The sequence below is a fragment of the Streptomyces kryoterrae genome, from assembly GCF_054072135.1.
In genome coordinates this window covers 1,493,468-1,512,256 of sequence record NZ_CM133358.1, presented here as the reverse complement: position 1 = coordinate 1,512,256, position 18,789 = coordinate 1,493,468, and the positions used below count along the sequence as shown (strand labels likewise).

At 71.8% G+C, this 18,789-nt stretch carries 15 protein-coding genes; 6 read left to right on the top strand and 9 right to left on the bottom strand.

The features are described 5' to 3' along the window. Positions 1–182 precede the first annotated feature (182 nt). Together ACW4TU_RS06180 and ACW4TU_RS06175 are read left to right on the top strand one after the other, a co-directional pair. Positions 183–2,237: a phosphocholine-specific phospholipase C gene (locus tag ACW4TU_RS06180; RefSeq protein ID WP_457425405.1), complete on the top strand. Its 2,055-nt coding sequence runs from the start codon at positions 183–185 to the stop codon at positions 2,235–2,237. Between the two features lie 74 nt (positions 2,238–2,311). Further along, positions 2,312–3,214 carry an LURP-one-related family protein gene (locus ACW4TU_RS06175; protein WP_457425403.1) on the top strand — a complete coding sequence of 301 codons (903 nt, stop codon included), beginning with the start codon at positions 2,312–2,314 and terminating at the stop codon, positions 3,212–3,214. Between the two features lie 84 nt (positions 3,215–3,298). Here the strand turns inward: ACW4TU_RS06175 and ACW4TU_RS06170 are convergent, their stop codons facing one another. Then, a complete protein-coding gene (locus tag ACW4TU_RS06170) occupies positions 3,299–4,330 on the bottom strand; it encodes a DMT family protein (protein ID WP_457425401.1) in 1,032 nt (343 codons plus the stop codon). Next, positions 4,327–5,124, bottom strand: a complete 798-nt coding sequence (locus ACW4TU_RS06165; RefSeq protein ID WP_457425399.1) for a phosphatase PAP2 family protein — start codon at positions 5,122–5,124, stop codon at positions 4,327–4,329. Before ACW4TU_RS06165 ends, ACW4TU_RS06170 begins: the two co-directional genes overlap by 4 nt. Before the next feature lie 250 nt (positions 5,125–5,374). Between ACW4TU_RS06165 and ACW4TU_RS06160 the strand changes: the two genes are divergently transcribed. After that, positions 5,375–5,986, top strand: a complete 612-nt coding sequence (locus ACW4TU_RS06160; RefSeq protein ID WP_457425397.1) for a TetR/AcrR family transcriptional regulator — start codon at positions 5,375–5,377, stop codon at positions 5,984–5,986. Positions 5,987–6,151: 165 nt separating this feature from the next. Here the strand turns inward: ACW4TU_RS06160 and ACW4TU_RS06155 are convergent, their stop codons facing one another. After that, positions 6,152–7,147, bottom strand: a complete 996-nt coding sequence (locus tag ACW4TU_RS06155) for a DUF2510 domain-containing protein (protein ID WP_457425395.1) — start codon at positions 7,145–7,147, stop codon at positions 6,152–6,154. A 714-nt stretch (positions 7,148–7,861) separates the two neighbouring features. On the opposite strand from ACW4TU_RS06155, the gene ACW4TU_RS06150 reads away from it, so the two are divergent. After that, positions 7,862–10,543, top strand: coding sequence for an ATP-binding protein (locus ACW4TU_RS06150; RefSeq protein WP_457425393.1), 2,682 nt, complete (start codon positions 7,862–7,864; stop codon positions 10,541–10,543). A 359-nt stretch (positions 10,544–10,902) separates the two neighbouring features. Here ACW4TU_RS06150 and pcaDC read toward each other — a convergent pair whose 3' ends face one another. The 4 genes from pcaDC to pcaH are packed head-to-tail and all read right to left on the bottom strand — an operon-like array spanning position 10,903 to position 14,739. Further along, positions 10,903–12,030 carry a bifunctional 3-oxoadipate enol-lactonase/4-carboxymuconolactone decarboxylase PcaDC gene (gene pcaDC, locus ACW4TU_RS06145; RefSeq protein WP_457425391.1) on the bottom strand — a complete coding sequence of 376 codons (1,128 nt, stop codon included), beginning with the start codon at positions 12,028–12,030 and terminating at the stop codon, positions 10,903–10,905. After that, positions 12,027–13,388, bottom strand: coding sequence for a 3-carboxy-cis,cis-muconate cycloisomerase (gene pcaB, locus ACW4TU_RS06140; RefSeq protein WP_457425388.1), 1,362 nt, complete (start codon positions 13,386–13,388; stop codon positions 12,027–12,029). The genes pcaDC and pcaB overlap by 4 nt, the downstream gene beginning before the upstream one ends. Beyond that, the gene (gene pcaG, locus ACW4TU_RS06135; protein WP_457425386.1) at positions 13,385–13,966 is read right to left on the bottom strand and encodes a protocatechuate 3,4-dioxygenase subunit alpha; all 582 of its coding nucleotides are present in this window, start codon (positions 13,964–13,966) and stop codon (positions 13,385–13,387) included. Before pcaG ends, pcaB begins: the two co-directional genes overlap by 4 nt. Further along, complete coding sequence (gene pcaH / locus ACW4TU_RS06130; protein ID WP_457425384.1) at positions 13,966–14,739, bottom strand: protocatechuate 3,4-dioxygenase subunit beta; 774 nt, start codon at positions 14,737–14,739, stop codon at positions 13,966–13,968. The genes pcaG and pcaH overlap by 1 nt, the downstream gene beginning before the upstream one ends. Before the next feature lie 220 nt (positions 14,740–14,959). On the opposite strand from pcaH, the gene ACW4TU_RS06125 reads away from it, so the two are divergent. Beyond that, entirely contained in the window at positions 14,960–15,424 is a 465-nt protein-coding gene (locus ACW4TU_RS06125; protein WP_457425382.1) for a MarR family winged helix-turn-helix transcriptional regulator, read from the top strand. Positions 15,425–15,538: 114 nt separating this feature from the next. Next, positions 15,539–16,324 carry an IclR family transcriptional regulator gene (locus ACW4TU_RS06120; protein ID WP_457425380.1) on the top strand — a complete coding sequence of 262 codons (786 nt, stop codon included), beginning with the start codon at positions 15,539–15,541 and terminating at the stop codon, positions 16,322–16,324. 252 nt (positions 16,325–16,576) lie between these two features. On the opposite strand, the gene ACW4TU_RS06115 is transcribed toward ACW4TU_RS06120, so the two are convergent. Further along, positions 16,577–17,575, bottom strand: coding sequence for a DUF3048 domain-containing protein (locus tag ACW4TU_RS06115; RefSeq protein ID WP_457425378.1), 999 nt, complete (start codon positions 17,573–17,575; stop codon positions 16,577–16,579). Positions 17,576–17,716: 141 nt separating this feature from the next. Beyond that, entirely contained in the window at positions 17,717–18,787 is a 1,071-nt protein-coding gene (locus ACW4TU_RS06110) for an ATP-dependent DNA ligase (protein ID WP_457425376.1), read from the bottom strand. Positions 18,788–18,789: the final 2 nt, after the last annotated feature.

The following is an 18,789-nucleotide window of genomic DNA, read 5'->3' as shown; positions in this document are numbered from 1 at the left end:
GGACGCTTCCGTGGGGGTTTCCTGGGCCGGCCTTGGCCCGCCCCACATCTCACGTACCGATGACCTTCACGCGGATGCCACCGGACCCTTCCGTGCCGTTCGGTACCCCTGGGAAACTCCAGGCGCGCGCATTCCGTCACGTTTTACCCAATGCCGTCATCAGGACGAGAGGCTCCTCCCCCATGCCCGAAGTCAACCGGCGCCACTTCCTCCAACTCGCGGGCGCGACCACGGCGTTCACCGCGCTCTCCAGCAGCATCGAGCGCGCTGCCGCCCTCCCCGCGCACCACCGCACCGGGACGATCAAGGACGTCGAGCACATCGTCGTCCTCATGCAGGAGAACCGGTCCTTCGACCACTACTTCGGTTCGCTGCGCGGAGTCCGGGGCTTCGGCGACCCGCACCCGGTCACCCAGGTGAACGGCAAGTCGGTGTGGCACCAGTCGGACGGCACCAAGGACGTACTGCCCTTCCGCCCGGACGCCGACGACCTCGGGCTGGCCTTCATCCAGGACCTCCCGCACGGCTGGAGCGACGGGCACGTCGCCTTCAACAACGGCAAGTACGACAAGTGGATCCAGGCCAAGTCCTCGACGACGATGGCCTACCTGAACCGCAAGGACATCCCGTTCCACTACGCGCTGGCCGACTCCTTCACCATCTGCGACGCGTACCACTGCTCGTTCATCGGCTCCACCGACCCGAACCGCTACTACATGTGGACGGGCTACACGGGCAACGACGGTAAGGGCGGCGGGCCCGTCCTCGGTAACGACGAGGTGGGGTACAGCTGGACGACGTACCCGGAGCGTCTCGAAAAGGCGGGCGTGTCCTGGAAGATCTACCAGGATGTCGGTGACGGGCTCGACGCGGCCGGCTCCTGGGGCTGGATCTCGGACGCCTACCGGGGCAACTACGGCGACAACTCGCTCCTCTACTTCGACCAGTACCGCGACGCGAAGCCCGGCGACCCCCTCTACGACAAGGCCCGCACCGGCACCGACGCCCGCAAGGGCGAGGGCTTCTTCGACCAGCTCAAGGCAGACGTGTCAGGGGGCAAGCTGCCGCAGGTCTCCTGGATCGTCGCCCCCGAGGCCTTCACCGAGCACCCCAACTGGCCCGCGAACTACGGCGCCTGGTACATCGCCCAGGTCCTGGACGCGCTCACCTCCGACCCCGAGGTGTGGGCGAAGACCGCCCTGTTCATCACGTACGACGAGAACGACGGCTTCTTCGACCACCTCGTGCCGCCGTTCCCGCCCCAGTCGGACGCGCAGGGCAAGTCGACGGTCGACGTCGGCCCGGACCTGTTCAAGGGCGACAGCCGTCACGCGGCCGGTACCTACGGGCTCGGGCAGCGGGTGCCGATGCTGGTCGTCTCGCCCTGGAGCAAGGGCGGGTTCGTCTGCTCGGAGACGCTCGACCACACGTCGATCATCCGGTTCATGGAGAGCCGCTTCGGCGTGCACGAGCCCAACATCTCGCCCTGGCGGCGCGCGGTCTGCGGCGACCTGACGGCCGCCTTCGACTTCGCCCGCAAGGACACCAGGCCGGTGGCCCTCCCCGACACCGACGGTTACCAGCCGCCGGACAAGGACCGCCACCCGGACTACGTCCCGGTCCCGCCCGCCAACCCCGTCCTGCCCCGGCAGGAGCGCGGCCTGCGCCCGGCCCGTCCGCTCAAGTACGTCCCGTACGTGGACGGTTCGGCAGACCTGGCGGCCGGAAAGTTCACGCTCGCCTTCGCCTCCGGAGCCCACGCCGGCGCCTCCTTCCTCGTGACCTCCGGCAACCGCACCGACGGCCCGTGGGCGTACACCACCGGCGCCGGCAAGACCGTCTCCGACACCTGGAACTCGGCGTACTCGAAGGATGCCTACGACCTGACGGTGCACGGCCCGAACGGCTTCCTCCGCGTCTTCAAGGGCCGGGGCAAGGGCGCCGCCGGCCCCGAGGTGACCGCACGGCACGTCGGGGACGACCTTGAGCTGACCCTCAGCAACAAGGGCTCCAAGACGGTGGAGTTGAAGCTGAGCAGTGGGTACGGGGGACACTCGCGCAGGATCAGGGTGCGGGCCGGGGCCACCGTGCGGCACCGGGTGGACCTGGGGGCCAGCAAGCGGTGGTACGACGTGACGGTCACCTCGGACGCCGACGCGTCGTTCCTGCGCCGGTTCGCCGGCCACGTGGAGAACGGCCGGGCGGGTGTGAGCGATCCGGCGATCGTGACCTGCTGAGAGGGTGAAGCGGGCCCGGGGTGCTTTGACCGGGACATGGTTGTCAGCCAGCCACGTCACGGTAGTGTGCCCCGGTGACCACGCAATCGAACATACCTGCAGGTTGGTACGCGGATCCGCATGGAGCGCCCCAGACGCTCCGGTACTGGGACGGTTCCCAGTGGACCGACCACACCAACACCGACCAGCAGCAGGCACAGCAGTCCCAGGCCCCGCAGCCGCAGGCGGCGCCGGTTCAGCCGCCCCAGCAGGGATTCGGTCCGCCCCAGGGGCAGCCCCAGAAGGGGGTCGGCGCCCCGCAGCCCGCCGCCGGTGCCGACGCGCGGGTGCAGCGGCAGGTGCAGCAGCAGGCCGGGGTCGCGGCGGGGGCGGGCGGCGGCACGCTGTTCACCGAGCCGGTGCTGGTGGTCAACCAGAAGGCCAAGCTGATCGAGCTGACCAACGAGTACAAGGTCATGGACCAGCAGGGCCGGGAACTCGGCTCGGTCGTCCAGGTCGGACAGAGCGCGCTGAAGAAGATCCTGCGGTTCGTCTCCAGCCTCGACCAGTACATGACGCACAAGCTGGAGATCCGGGACGCCCACGGACAGCCGGTGCTGCTGCTGACGCGCCCCCGGAAGTTCTTGAAGTCGCGCGTGATCGTGCAGCGTCCGGACGGTTCGCCGGTCGGTGAGATCGTCCAGCAGAACATGATCGGGAAGATCAACTTCGCGATCAACGCGGGTGGCCAGCAGGTCGGCGCGATCAAGGCGGAGAACTGGCGGGCCTGGAACTTCGCGATCGTCGACCACGCGGAGAACGAGGTCGCCCGCATCACCAAGACCTGGGAAGGTCTGGCGAAGACGATGTTCACGACCGCGGACAACTACGTCCTGCAGATCCACTACCAGCTGCCCGAGCCCCTGCTGAGCCTCGTGGTGGCGACGGCGCTGACCGTCGACACGGCGCTGAAGCAGGATTCACGGGGCCTGGGCTGACAGATCGGTTCACAGAGGACGGGTCGGTTCACAGAGACCGACCGAGGCCCCTGTACACAAGCGTGTTCACAGGGGCCGGTCGGTTCACAGTGATGTGAGGTGTCCCGGCTCCGACGGCTGCCGGGGCATCAACGACGGTTCGACGGGTGCCGAATGGGCCTCCAGGGCGAGAACCCACGCCACCGGATGCTCCTCGTCGGCCAGGACCGAAGCCGCTGCCGAAGCTGAAGCCGCCGCTGCCGCAGACGGAATCACGACGCGCTCCGGAGACACCGGGACGGACACCGGAACCGGCTCCGGTGTCGCCCGCGACAGCGTCACCACACCCCACCCCGCGAGCCCCGCGCCCGCCAGCGCCAGAAGCAGACCCGAGGCCCCGCCCTGGAGCCGCTCGCCTAGCAGCGTCAGGCCGATCACCGCCGCGGCGACCGGATTGGCCAGCGTCACCAGGGCCAGCGGACCGCCGAGGCCGCCCCGGTAGGCGGTCTGGGACAGGATCAGGCCGCCCGCCGCGAACGCCGCGACCAGCAGCGCCACCCCGATCACCTGCCAGCCGATCAGCGGACCCGAACTGTTCGTCGCCGCGACCGTGACCGTCTGGGTGAGCGCCGAGGCGACCCCGGACGCGATGCCGGACGCGCTCGCGTGCCGCAGGCCGGGCCGGGCGCCGGGGCGGGCCAGCACCCCGATCAGGACCATCGTCGTACCCGCGACCGCCAGGGCCTCCGGGAGACTCAGGACGTCGTCGGGCTCCGGACCGGACGCGGTGACCAGGATGGCCGCCAGGCCGAGCAGCGTCAGGGCGGTACCGCGCCACTCCACCGCGCTGACCCGGCGCCCGGCGACCCGCGCGCCCAGCGGCACCGCGGCGACCAGCGTGAGCGCGCCGAGCGGCTGCACCACGGTGAGCGGGCCGTACTTGAGGGCGACCACATGCAGCAGCGCACCCCCCGCGTTGAGCAGCACCGAACCCCACCAGGCGCCGGTCGCCAGCAGCCGCCGTATCCCCGCGTCGGCGTTGCGGGAGGCGAGCCGTTCCTGGGCGACCGCCGCGCCGGCGTAGGCGACGGCGGAGAAGAGGGAGAGGACGACTGCGGCGAGCGTCGCGGCGTTCATCGGGCCGCTCCCACGAGGACGGGCTCGTCGGCCGGGGCGAGCCTGCTGCTCTCGCCCGCCGTCGACTCGGTGCGGTGGGGTGCGTGGACGACCGCGAGGGCGATACCCAGCAGGGCCGAGGCCACGATCGCGTCGAGCCAGTAGTGGTTCGCCGTACCGACGATCACCAGCAAAGTCACCAGAGGATGCAGCAGCCACAGCCAGCGCAGGCGGGAGCGGGTCGCGACGATCAGACCGACCGCCACCATCAGGGCCCAGCCGAAGTGCAGCGACGGCATGGCCGCGAACTGGTTGGACAGGGTGTCGGCCTCGGGCGAGGCACCGTAGACCGTCGGACCGAACACCTGGCCGGTGTCGATGAGGCCCGCCTCGCCGAGCAGCCGCGGCGGGGCCAGCGGGAAGGTGAGATGGATCACGAGGGCTGCCCCGGTGACCGCGGCGAGGATCCGGCGGGCCCAGACGTAGTGGGCGGGGCGCCGCAGGTAGAGCCAGACCAGGAAGCCGACGGTGGCCGGGAAGTGCACGGTCGCGTAGTAGGTGTTCGCGAAGTGGATCGCGGTGTCGCTGTGCAGCAGCACCGACTGCACGGCGCCCTCGCCGGGGAGGTGCAGGGCCCGCTCCCAGTCCCAGACGTGCCGCGCGTTCCGGAAGGCCTCGACGGTGTGCCCGGTCGCCAGCTGCCGACCGAACTTGTAGACGAGGAACAGCCCTGCTACCAGCAGGAGTTCACGGACGAGCGGCGGCCGTCGTATACCGGCGGGTTCTGCCTTGGCAGGCTCGGTGCTGGCTTTCATCCCCCGGCCCTTTCGCTGAGGTGGCGCGTGTGCGCACGTGGTGCGTGATGGGCGGGAACTCGTCTGTACGGGCGCTCGTCTCATCGATACGTTGGTGTACCGATACGAGAGTGTACCGAAACGAATCCGTACCGGTACACTGGCGTATCGATGGACTTACACCACACCGGAATCGGGAATAAGCCACAGAGCCGCCCGGCAAGGAACGACAACCGGGACCACGGGAACCACGGGGACAGGGAGCGCAGTCATGACGTCGCAGGCCGCGGAGGGACCGGAACCGGTCGTCGCCTCGCGCCGCTCCAGAATCACGCCGGAGCGTGAGCAGGAGTACTTCGACGCCGTGCTCGTCCAGATCCGCGAGTGTGGATACGAGGCGCTGACCATGGAAGGCGTCGCCGCCAGCGCGCGCTGCAGCAAGTCGACGCTCTACCGGCAGTGGAAGACGAAGCCGCAGTTCGTGGCCGCCGCGCTGCGCGCCAGCCGGCGTGCCCGCTTCGCCGTCGACACGGGGTCCCTCGCCGGGGACCTGCGTGCGGCGGCGCGGGCGCTCGGCGAGGCGTCGGGGCACGACACCCAGCTGCTGCAGGCCCTCGGTCATGCCGCCATGCAGGACCCGGAACTCCAGGAGGCTCTGCGCGACGCGATCGTCGAACCGGAGCTGGCCGCGTTCCGCGAGATGATCCGCCGCGCGGTCGAGCGTGGCGAGGTCCCCGCCGGCCATCCGGCGCTGGAGTACGTACCGGCGCAGATGATGGGTGTGCTGCGAGCCCGCCCGGTCCTGGAGGGGACGTACGCGGACTCGGACTACCTCGTCGGATTCGTGGAGGCCGCGGTGCTGCCCGCACTCGGCATCACCTGAGACGCAGGCCGCCGTCCGTGACTCGTCCGGACGGTGACCTGTCCGCGCCGACCCGTGGGGACGGGGGCGGCGCGCACCCCCCCGGCCGGGTGGGATTCCTCTTGAGCGGAGAGGCGTCCCACCCGGCCGATCCACATCCACCGTGCCGGGGTGCGGATCGGCGGATCAGACGTCCTGCCCGCTCCCGCCGGCCGAGGAGACCTTGATGCCGGAGGTTATCTGGTCGATCACCGACTCCTTCTGGTCGGCGTCGACACCGAAGCGGACCACGACCATCTGCTGGGGATTCGACGGCGCGGGGAAGGCCAGGGACTCGACGATGCCGTCGACGCCCTTGCTCGTGACCGCCTTCCAGCGGACCAGATAGCCCTTCTGCCCGGCCACGGTCACCGCCTTCGAGGCCAGTACGTCGTGCGAGGTGATCTTCCCGTACGTCGTACCGCCGTAGGAGTCCTCGGCGTTCGCGGCGATGTCCGCCTTGGCGACCGCCTCGGCCGTGCTGCCCGACGTGCCCAGCGCCAGCGCGGGCGCCGAGTACGCCCCGCCCTTGGTGCAGGTCTTCGTCGTGTCGCCCGGGCACTTGTACGAGCTGTCCGAGGTCACCTGCCCGCCCACGGTGATCGACTGGCCGTACCAGCCGTCGGGGATCGGGATGCTGATCCCGTTGGTCGAGTCGGGCACGGAACCGCTGTCGATCTTCGGGCTCTCGGAGGGCTCGGACTGCTGCGGGTCCGGCGTCTGCCCGCCCGTGCCGCCGCCGGGGCCACCCCCGGTGCCGCCACCGGGACCGCCCTGGCCGCCGCCGTCCTGCCCGCCGGTGCCGCCCTGGCCGCCCGGTATCTGCGAACCCACGTTGCTGCCGCTGCCGCCGTCGTCCTTGGTCAGCGCGTACACGCCGCCGCCTATGCCGGCGAGGACGGCGATGGCCACCGCGACGGCTATGCCCGTGCGCAGTCCGCGCCGGGTGCCCGTCGGCGATTGGTCGGGATACGCCGGGTACGCTCCGCCGGCGGCCAGCACCGGTGGACCCCAGGCGGGGGCCGAGCCCTCGGGACGGGTCTGTTCCGTCCATGTCCTGCCGTCCCACCAGCGCTCGGTGGCGGGGCCGTCACTTGTCTGCCCGGGGTCGGAATACCAGCCGGGAGGAGTCTCCTGCGTCATGCCCCCACCGTATGAGGCTCGCGTGAAAGGCGGATGAGAGGAGTCCCCTTTCCGCCGGGAAAGGCGCAGAAAAGCGGGCCGAGATGCCCAGATAGCGGGATACGGGAGGTCGAGCGCCCTCCCTCACCAGCCGCACCGGCACCTCCTCGCCACCGACGGCAGCCGCAGCATGTCGGAGGAGACGGCGCCACCCCCGAGGCTGCGCCCCCTCGGGCGGGATGGGAATAGCAGTACGAGGTACGCATGCGCTTTCACCAGCGCCTCGGCCTCGCCGCCATCCGTCGAGGTGAAGGGGCGGGGCCGAGATCACCGGAGTGAAGCCGCCGTGGACACCGGACTCGTACCACCCGATGAACTTCCCCGCCGCGCCCGTGAACGCAGCCCTGCGGGAGTGCGCCGGTCGGAGGGTCCGCAGGTGGGGGCCGTGCGTGGGCGCACGCGGGGAGGTCCCCGTCCGGGTGCGTGGACGGGACGGCCCGAGAGGGCGTGCCGCGGGCGGACGCGCACCCGCCGATGACGGAAAACAAGCTTCGTTTCAGGGGCTGTTGACCGTCGACAGCTTTCACGACGGCTGGTGGCGGGCCCGCCACGTCGCCCTGCCGCACTCCCTGTCACTCGTCCCGGCAATCCTGCGCGGACCCGCCTCCACTGCGGCAGCCGGACGGCTACTCTCGGGTTCTGTACGTCGTTCAGGCGACTTGGGGAGGTAGCGGGATGACGGAGGAACGGCCCGGGACGGCCGGCTCTGCCGCCCTGTGGGAGCGCGACACACAAGTCGCCGCCGTGGAACGGGCGATCGAGGCCTTACGCGTCGACAACTCCTCCTCGGGCAGTCTGCTGCTCTTCACCGGCGAGGCGGGTCTCGGCAAGACCGCGCTGTTGGCCGAAACCCGGCGCATCGCCGACCGGCGCAACTGCACGGTGTGGTCGGTGCGCGGCGGCGAGACCCTCAAGTCCGTCCCCTTCAACGTCGTGCGCCAGCTGCTGCAGCCCGCGCTCCTGTCGCTGATGCCGGAGGAGGCCCGAGAGTACCTCGGCGACTGGTACGACATCGCCGGCCCCGCCCTCGGCATCACGGAACCCGGCGACCGCCTGGCCGACCCGCAGGGCGTGTGCGACGGCCTGGTCGCGGCCGTACGGCGGCTCGCCAAGCGCGACTGGCCGCTCGTCCTGCTCATCGACGACGCCCAGTGGGCCGACCAGGAGAGCCTGCGCTGGCTGGCCGCGTTCGCCGAGCGGCTCGACGACCTGTCCGTCCTCGTCGTGGTCGCCCGCAGGCCCGGCGAGGCCACCGGCGGCCGTGCCGACCATCTGGAGGCGATCGCCCGGGCGGCAGGCCCCGTCGCCACGCTCGATGCCCTGACTCCGGCAGCCGCCGCCGGCCTCACCCGCACCACCCTCGGCCCGCACGCCGACGCCCCGTTCTGCCGCGAGGTGTGGGCGGTCACCGGCGGCAACCCGTACGAGACCGTCGAACTCCTCGCCAAGGTCCGGGACGCCGGACTGGCCCCGGTCGAGGCGTCCTGCGGCCGACTGCGCGAACTCAACAACGCGGCACGCGGCGGTGGTCTCGTCGCCCGCCTGGAGGACCTGGGCGTCGAAGCCACCCGCTTCGCCTGGGCGGCGGCCATTCTCGGTACGGGTATCTCCGTGGACCTCGTGGCCCGGCTGGCCACCCTCAGCCACCACGAGGCCGACCACTGCGCCAACCTCCTGTGCACCGCCCGCATCCTCACCGAACCCCAGCTGACGGCCGGTCAAGTCACCGACAGCGAGCTGGAGTTCGTCCACCCGCTGATCGCCACCGCCGTCTACGACTCCATCCCGGACGGCATGCGCACCGCCATGCACGGCATCGCCGCACAGGTCGTCACCGAGTCCGGGAAGGGCGCCGCCGCGGCCTCCCGCCACCTCCTGCACGTCTATCCGGACGACGACGAGGAACTCGTCGACCAGCTGCGCGAGGCCGCCCGTGAGCACCAGGCGGTCGGTGCCCCGGACGCGGCCCGCCGCTGTCTGGAGCGCGCCCTGCTGGAACCGCCCCGGCCCGAGAGCCACGCGCACGTGCTCTTCGAACTGGGCTGCGCCACCCACCTCACCGCGCCCGCCACCACCATCGGACATCTCCAGACCGCCCTCGCGATGCCCGGCCTGGAAGGCGACCAGCGCGTCGACGCGATCGTCCGGCTCTCCCAGGCCCTGCTGCACAACGACCAGCTGGAGGAAGCCGTCCGCACGGTCGAGGCGGAGGCCGCCCGGCACCAGCCCGGCCCTGCCCGGATGCGCCTGCAGGGCGTGCACTTCATGCTGGAGGGCATCCACGGCGGCGATGTGACGGCGCCGGGCCGCTCCGAGCGCCTCGCCGACCTCGCCCGCCCCTGCACCGGCCGGGACAACTCCGAGCGCGCGCTGCTCATCCTGCGCGGCTTCGACGCCATGACCCACGGCGAGAACGCCGAGGAGGTCGTGGAGGTGTGCGACCGCGCCCTCGTCAACGGCCGCCTCGCGCCCGGCCTCGGCTGGACCGACCCCGAGTGGGGCATCGAGCTGCTGATGATGCTCGCCTGCGCGTACGCCTACACCGACCGTCTCGACCGCGCCGAGTCCCTCTACATGGAGGCCCTGCGCGCCTATGAGACGGCGGGCTGGAGCGGCGGCCACCTCTCCCTCGCCCATGCGTACGTCGGTCTCGGGCACCGCAGGCGGGGCCGCCTCAGAGAGGCCGAGACGTCTCTTCGCGAGTCTCTGCGGCTGGCCGAACGCGTCGGGCGCGGTCTGCCCCTGTACTGGTCGGCGACCTGCAACCTCGTCGACACACTGCTCGCCCGCGGCCATGTCCAGGAGGCCTGGGCGATCGCCGAGCAGTACGGCTTCGCCCCGCCCTACCCGTCCACCATCCTGCTGCCCGAACCCCGCGCGGTGCGCGGCCGGTTGCTCATCGCCGTCGGCCGCACCAAGGAGGGCATCAACGAACTGGAGGCCGCGGAGAAGGCGGCGACCGGGCGAGGCTTCCACAACCCGGTGCTCGCCACCTGGGCCGTCGACCTCGCCCGCGCGCTGGCCGTGGAGGACCCGCTCCGGGCCGCCGTGCTGGTCGCCGACGCCCGTCGGTACGCCGAACGCTTCGGTACGGACACCGCCATCGGCGAGGCCCTGCGCTGCGCGGCGGCCCTGGAGACCGGCCAGCGGGCGGTACGCCTGGCCGCCCAGGCGGTCGCCTATCTGGAGGCGTCACCCTGCCAGTACGAACACGCCGCGGCCCGCGTCGAGTACGGCATCGCCGCCCGCTCGGTCGCCGAGATCCAACGCGGTCTGACCCTGGCCAAGTCGTGCGGCGCCGACGGCCTGGTCGCCAAGGCACGGGACGTGCTGGACAACGGACGGGGGCTGCGGTGACCCGCGGGGGCGCCGGGTGCGGGTGGTCAGACCCGGCGCAACCGCTCCGCGGCCTCCTCCGGGTGTTCCGCAACTGGTCGTCGTAGGTCTCCCCGTGCGCCCGCGCCCGGCTCGTGCAGTCGAAGTGGCCTCCGCTCCCCGACCTCCGGGTCACCAGCGCGAGGACGGCCGCCGTAGCGTCGGCGACGCCCGGTCGACGCCGCGGGGCGCCTGGCGGGCCGAGTCGACGTGCACGATCCGCGAGAGCGCGCGACGACCGTCGCGAGGGGGTCCCTGCCAGCCGCAACTCGCGCCCGTCAAGGCTCGGTGCAGGGCCGGAACCCCACGCGCGACGTCACTGGGGCCCCGACCGGCAGGGTTCACTCTTCCGAACCGTCCTCCTCCGCCAGTACGCGCTGGGCTGCCGCGAACGCCGAGTTGGCCGCCGGCACCCCGCAGTACACGGCCGTCTGGAGCAGCACCGCGCCGATCTCCTCGGGGGTCAGCCCGTTGCGGCGGGCCGCGCGGACGTGCATCGCCAGCTCGTCGTAGTGGCCGTGGGCGACCAGGGCGGTGAGCGTGATCATGCTGCGCTCGCGCCGGGTGAGCGTCGGGTCGGTCCAGATCTCGCCCCACGCGTAGCGCGAGATGAAGTCCTGGAAGCGGGCCGTGAAGGGCGTCTGCCGCGACTGCGCCCGGTCCACGTGCGTGTCGCCGAGCACCTGCCGACGCACCTCCATGCCCCGCCGGGGCGCTGCCCCGAAGTGCGGGCGCAGCGCGGCCAGTACGGCCTCCGGGCACTGCGCGACCGCCAGGTGCGAGGCGCCGGGCAGTTCGACGAGCGTGGCACCCGGTACGGCGTCCGCGATCTCCCGCAGATGGGCCGGGGGAGTGGCCGGGTCCTGCCGCCCGGCGACGAGCAGCGTGGGCACGCCGATCCCGGCCAGCCGGTCACGCAGGTCGAAGGCGCCCAGCGCGTCACAGCAGGCGGCGTACGCGTCCGGATCGGCGTTCCGGTGGTCCGCGACCAGCTCCGGCACGGTGAACCCGGGTGTGAACCAGCGTGCGTCGGCGCTCTCCGCGAGCCCGGCCAGCCCCTCGCTCCGCACCAGCGCGGCCCGCTCCTCCCACGCCTTGCTGCCGTTGAAGTGGGCCGAGGAGCAGAGAACGGCGAGCGACGACACCCGCTCCGGGTGGTGGACGGCCAGATGCAGACCGACCGCGCCGCCCAACGACACACCCGCGTAGGCGAATTGGCCGATCCCGAGCGAGTCGGCGAGCGCCAGCACCAGCGCGGCCAGATCACCGACGGTGGCCCCGGGCCCGATCAGACCGGGCGCCGAACCCCCGTGCCCGGGCAGGTCCCAGCGGACCACCCGGTGCGTGACGGACAGCTCGGGCGCCACCTTGTCCCAGAGGGCGTACGACGTCCCGAGCGAGGGGCCGAGCAGCAGCGGGGGAGCGGTGGCGGAGCCCTCGACGCGGTGGTGCGGCAGCTTGTCGGTCACGATCGCTCCAGGGCACGGTCGGTGAGGGAGCCGGCGGAGCCGGTGTAACGGGCGGGGTCGGTCAGGTCGTCGAGGGGCAGGTCCTTCAGCTCCGGCTCCTCGGCGAGGAGTTCGGCGAGTGACCGACCCTCGGTGTGGGTACGGGCGGCCACTTCGGTGAGCAGGGCCTTCGCGCGGGCCCGGCCCAGTACCGGCGCGAGTTCGGCGGCCAGCCGCTCGGAGACGATCAACCCGTGGGTGAGGCCCAGGTGTTGGCGCATGGTGTCCGCGTGGACGCGCAGCCCCTCGGTCAGCTCGACGGCGTCCCGGGCGGCGCCCCCGGTCACCCGGAGCAGTTCCCTGAGCGGCTCCCACTCGGCGTGCCAGGCACCGGCCGGCCGCTCGTCCTCGGCGACCATCGCCCCGTACAGCGTGGCCGCGAGCTGTGGCGCGCGCCGGGCCGCTGCGGCGATCAGCGTCGACCGTACGGGATTTGCCTTGTGGGGCATCGCCGACGAACCCCCACCGCTGCCCTCGGACACCTCGGCGATCTCGGTACGGGCCAGCGTCAGTACATCGGCGGCGATCTTCCCGAGGGCACCGGCCGTGAAGGCGAGCGCCCCGGCGAGATCCACGACCGGGGTCCGCAGGGTGTGCCAGGGCAACACCGGTTCGGCGAGGCCGAGTTCGCGGGCGAAGGCGGCGACGAGGGCCCGGGTGTCGACAGTGCCCGCGGTCGTGCCGAACACGGTGAACGCGGCCAAGGTGCCTGCGGCGCCCCCGAGTTGGGCGGGGAGACTGTGGCGTACGGCGGTCAGGCGGTCCCGTGCGTCGAGGACCAGGGAGCGCCAGCCCGCCGCCTTCAGCCCGAAGGTCGTCGGCACGGCGTGCTGGGTGAGCGTGCGGCCCGGCAGCACGGTGTCGCGGTGGTCGGTGGCGAGCCGGGCGAGGGCCAGCGCGGTGCGGTCGAGGTCCGCGAGGACCAGGTTCAGGGCGCGGGCGGCGATCAGCATCGTCGCCGTGTCGAGGATGTCCTGGCTGGTCGCTCCCCGGTGGACGTAGGGCCCGTACTCCGCGCCGACCGCCGCCGTCAGGTCCGCGACCAGCGGGATCACCGGGTTGCCGCCGGCCCGGGCGCGCAGCGCGATCGACCGCACGTCGAAGGCAGCGGCCTCGGCGGCTGCGGAGTCGACCGCCGTGGCCGCTTCCTCCGGCGCCAGCCCCAGCCCGGCCTGGGCGCGGGTCAGCGCGGCCTCCGCGTCGAGCAGCGCCCGCAGATACGCCGTGTCGCTGGTCGCGGAGGCAGCCGGGGAACCGGCCCACCCGGGGGAGAGCAGACCGGTGTCGGCATCGGACTCGGCATCGGCAGGTGGTGTCACTCGAACTCCAGGAAGACCGTTTCGCCCTCGCCCTGAAGGCGGATGTCGAAACGGTACGTGCGCCGCTCGCCCTCGGCGGCGACCAGCGTGGCGCGCCGTTCGGCAGGCAGGGAGTCGAGCAGCGGATCTGCGCCGTCCGTCAGATACGCGCGCGTGTACAGGTGGGTCAGCAGACCGCGCGCGAACACGCACACGCTGAGGTACGGCAGGCCGGCGTTGCCCGGGGGCAGCGTGTACAGCGCGTAGTGCCCGTCGGCGTCGGTGGCGACCCGCCCGAAGCCCGTGAAGTCGGTGCCGTTGCGCCCCAGGTAGCCGCCCGTCACCGGGTCGCGGCGCAGTGATCCGGGGGCACCGGTCAGGGACCCGTCGGGCGCCGCCTGCCAGAACTCCAGCAGGGCGTCGGGGATCGGGGCGCCCTCGCCGTCCAGGACGTAACCGTGGAGGGTGATCGTGTCCGGGTGGCCCTTGGGCGCGACCTGCTCGCCCTCGGGGAAGGGGAGGGCATAGCCGTAGAAGGGGCCGACGGTGTGGGACGGGGTGGGGAGAAGGTTCTCCGGGGACTTCGGGGAGACGCTCATCAGTCGCGGCCTTCTTCGATCCAGGTGGCGGAGGGACCGTCGAGGACGATGTCCCACTCGTAGCCGAGCGAGAACTCGGGCTGGGACAGGTCGTGGTTGTACTCGGCGACCAGACGGTTTCGGGCGGCCTCGTCGGTCACCGAGCGCAGGATCGGGTCGTAGCGGAAGAGCGGGTCGTTCGGGAAGTACATCTGCGTCACGAGCCGCTGGGTGAACGCCGTGCCGAAGACCGAGAAGTGGATGTGCGCGGGCCGCCAGGCGTTGGTGTGGTTGCGCCACGGGTACGCGCCCGGCTTGATCGTGGTGAACCGGTACCGTCCCTGATCATCCGTCAGAACCCGTCCCACGCCGGTGAAGTTGGGGTCGAGTGGCGCCGGATGCTGGTCCCGCAGATGGGCGTACCGGCCGGAGGCGTTGGCCTGCCACAGTTCGATCAGCTGGCCGCGCACGGGCCGCCCGTCCCGGTCGAGGAGCCGTCCGGAGACGGTGATGCGCTCGCCCAGCGGTTCGCCCAGGTGCTGGATCGTGAGGTCGCTGTCGATGTCGGTGATGTCGGTGACCCCGAACACCGGCCCCGACAGCTCGACCGTCTCCGGGTCCCCGCCGCTCACCGCGACCAGCGGCTGCTTCGGGTGGCGCAGCACCGAGCTGCGGTACGGGGCGTAGTCGCGCGGCGGATGGTTCTGTACGGGCGCGCCTTCGGCGACCGCCTTGTCGTAGGCGTCCTGGAGGTCGCCGACCTCGACGTCGATGTCCGACTGGGTGAGAGCCATGAGGAGTTCCTAGTCTCTTCCGAGCCCAATTACTCAGGGCACTGAGTATTTCAGCAAGGTTTCCCTCACGCTGTCACTCACCGGTCTTGTCGTCAAGGGTGATAGTAGAACCGCTGGTAGAGGCTGTGTGAGGCGGCTGAAGACACGGCGGCCGGTGGGCTGTATCGTCAGTACACCAACGAAATTCTATGCTCTGAAGCAGACGACCCCAGGAGCGGACATGGCCGCGGTGGATCTCTCCACCCACCCCGGGCACCTCGCCCGGCGACTCCAGCAGGCGCACTACCTGCTGTGGAACGCGATGGTCTCCGAGGAGATCACCTCGCCGCAGTTCGCGGTCCTGAACGCGCTGGTCGCCGAACCGGGCCTCGACCAGCGCACGGTCGGGGAGCGGGTGGGCCTCGACCGGTCCACGGTCGCCGAGGTCGTCAGCAGGCTCGGCCGCCGCGACCTGATCGACAAGGTGCGCGACCCGGAGGACGGCCGCCGCTCCCTGCTGCGCCCCACGGACGACGGGGTGCGCGCGCACCGCAAGCTGACCGTGCGGACGGCCCGGATGAACCAGGTCTTCCTGGCCCCGCTCTCCGCCGGTGAACAGACCGTCTTCCTCGACCTCATCCAGCGCGTCGCCGACGCGGCGGAGGGGCTGCGCAACCCGGCGGAACCACTCGCCGCCCCGCGCTGAGCGCACTTCCGCCGTTGGGCCGGGTCCGCTCAGCGGACCGGCAGCGGATAGCGTGCGGGGGCGAGACCACCGCCCGGATCACGGTGGCGGTCCGGAGCCGAGGAGGGAACTGGGATGGCAGCCGGAGGATCCGGGGCAGGGACCGGAGGCGAGCCCGAATCCGCGGGGATGCGTACCGTCCAGCGGGCCATCGATGTTCTCGGGCTGTTCGACGAGGTCCGTCCCGCGCTGTCCCTCCGCGAGATCGTCAGCGCCTCCGGGCTGCCGAAGACCAGCGTGCTGCGGTTGCTCCAGACCCTGCGGCTCAACGGACTGCTCTGGGTCGACGAGCACGGCCGCTACCTCGCCGGCCCCGCGCTGCTGCGCTGGTCCCGGCTCGCCGAACAGGCCTGGCGGCTGCCGCCCGCGGCCCGGATGCTGCTGCGTGACCTCGCCGCCGAGCACAAGGAGACGGTTCATCTGTATGTGCGCCGGGACATCCACCGCGTCTGCATCGCCCAGGAAGAGGGCCCGCAGGCACTGCGCCAGGTCGTACGGGTGGGCGACGAACTCCCGCTGTGGGCGGGCGGTGTGGCCAAGGCGCTGCTGCTGGACGCCCCGGACGGGCTGCTGCTTCGGGTCGCGGAGGCCTCGCCGTACGGGGCCGGTCATCTGGCGACCCTGCGGAACTGGATCGAGGAGTCCCGCGACCACGGGTACGCCGTGAGCCACGGCGAGCGCGAGGAGGGGCTGTCGGCGGTGGCCGTACCGGTGCGAGGGAGGAGCGGGGCGGTGCTCGCCGCGCTGTCCTTCGGCGGGCCGAGCACGCGGTTCACGCCGGAGCGGGTGACACGGTTCGCGGCGGCGCTGCGCGGGGCGGCGGGGGAGCTGGCGCGGGCGGGGCTGCCGTTCGAGGCGTAGGCGCTGCGTTGGGTGCGCGGTGCGGCCACTGCGGGCCCGGAGAGGGTGACACGGTTCGCGGCGGTGGGTGACTGGCGCGGGCGGAGCCGTCGTTGGAGGCAGCGTGATGCGGCCACCGCAGGTCCCCTGTTGCTGGTCGTGCCCGCGTGGCGGAACCGCAGGTGCCGGCCCCGCGCCCGTCGTGGAGGTGAGGGTGCCGCGCACGGCGCGGCCCGGGCACCGCTCCGCACATCGGGTGTCAGGCCGTACCCGTCACGCCGTCGCGAACACCACCCACACCTGCCCCTTCGCGAAGTTCACCGGCGTACCGTCGGCCGTCGTGAAATCCGTCCCCTCCGTAGCCGACCCGCGCCGCCACCCCACGTCGAACGCCCGCCCGTCGCGCAGCACTTGAGCCCGGCCCGAGCCCACGGACTGGGTGTACGGCGAGTTGTTGCCGAGGACGTCGTGGAACCGTGACTCACGCACCTTCACGTACTGCACGACGACCGTCGCCGCGGCGACCCGCCTGCCGTCGGTCGCGACGGTCGGGGTGCCGTCCATCGACACCAGCCACCCGTGCCGGTCCGCGGACCAGGTGAACGTGAAACGTGCCGACGGGAAGCGGACGGTGCGCGACTTCTCGGGGGTCCCGCCCTCGGGAGCGGCGCCGTAACGGAAGCCGGTCGTCAGCGCGTCCGCTCCCGGTGCGGTGCCGATCAGCCGCGGCGGCCTCAGGTACAGGTTGTGCGGCGCCGCCCTGTCCGTGCCCCGGTAGTAGGCGTCCGAAGCAGCCGACTCCGGGGACTCGGCGTTCAGCGGTGCCCGGTCGATCAGCGGCAGCAGCTTGCGCTGGGCCCCGGAGAAGGCGAGCGTCGGCTCGTCGAACTGACGCAGCAGTTCCAGGTCGGACTCGCGTGCGCTGCGCACCGGTCCGACAGCCTCCGGCAGCCGGGTCGCGTAGACCGCCATCAGCCGGCTCAGACCACCCTCGACCTGCTCGGCGTACACGATGTCCGCCGCGTCCAGACCCGTCTGGGGGCGGGCCGCGCGGACGTTGTCGATCTTCACGGCGAGGACCGGGCCGACGCTCTTCGGAAGGGGCGACTCGCTGTGGTCGGGTTCCTGGCTCCGGCTGTGGGTCTGTCCGCGCCCGTCGTCGGAGGGGCGGTCGTCCGTCGTACAGCTGGCCATCAGGGCGGCAGTCACGGCGCCGGCCACCAGCGCCGCCGTGGCCACTCCGCGCCGCCGCGTCCGTGTCGTTCGCGCCATCTGTCCCATGCCCACCGTCGCCACCAAGTCCGTATCTAGGATTGTGTGCTTATCGGATCAATGGTGGCCATACCCGATCGGTTCTCTGCGCGCACCTGGAAAGGGCCGAACGGCCCACGCGGGGGTGTCCGAAGGGTGACCTCAGCCCTGCGGGCCGAGGATTTCCGCGAGGTCGTACCCAACCGGCTCGTCCAGCTGGTCGTACGTGCAGCTGTCGGCCGTGCGGTCCGGGCGCCAGCGTCGGAAACGGGCCGTGTGCCGGAAGCGCACCCCGTTCTCCATGTGGTCGTACGCCACCTCGGCCACCAGTTCGGGACGCAGCGGAATCCACGAGAAGTCCTTCTTCGCCGACCAGCGGCTCGGCGCCCCCGGCAGCCGCGCCGCCTCGTGGGCCGCCTCGTCCGCCCAGGCGGCCCACGGATGCTCGCGCACGTCCGCGAGCCGCAGCGGCTCCAGCTCCTCGATGAGCTCGGCCCGCCGCTTCATCGGAAACGCCGCGCTCACCCCGACATGCTGGAGGGTGCCCCGGGCGTCGTACAGCCCGAGCAGCAGCGAGCCCACGATCGGGCCGCTCTTGTGCAACCGGTACCCGGCGACCACGACATCCGCCGTCCGCTCGTGCTTGATCTTGAACATCACCCGCTCGTCCGGCCGGTAGCGCAGGGTGAGCGGCTTGGCGATGACACCGTCGAGGCCCGCCCCCTCGTACTGCTCGAACCAGCGCCGCGCCACCTCGATGTCGGTGGTCGCCGGCGCCACATGAACAGGTGGGGTCACGTCGGACAGCGCCATGGTGAGCAGCGCGCGCCGGTCGGTCAGCGGGACGTCGAGGAGCGACTCGTCGCCCAGTGCCAGCAGGTCGAACGCGACGAACGAGGCGGGGTTCCGCTCGGCCAGCGTCCGTACCCGGGACTCGGCGGGGTGTATACGCTCGGTGAGTGCGTCGAAGTCGAGACGCCCACCGTGCGCGATCACGACCTCACCGTCCACCACACACCGCTGGGGCAGCCGCTCCCGCAGGGCCGCCACCAGCTCGGGAAAATACCTGGTCAGCGACTTGCCGGTACGGCTACCGACCTCAACCTCGGCGCCGTCCCGGAACACGATGGCCCGGAAGCCGTCCCACTTCGCCTCGTACTGCATGTCCGGAGGGATCTTGGCCACGGACTTGGCGAGCATCGGCTTCACGGGGGGCATGACCGGTAGATCCATGA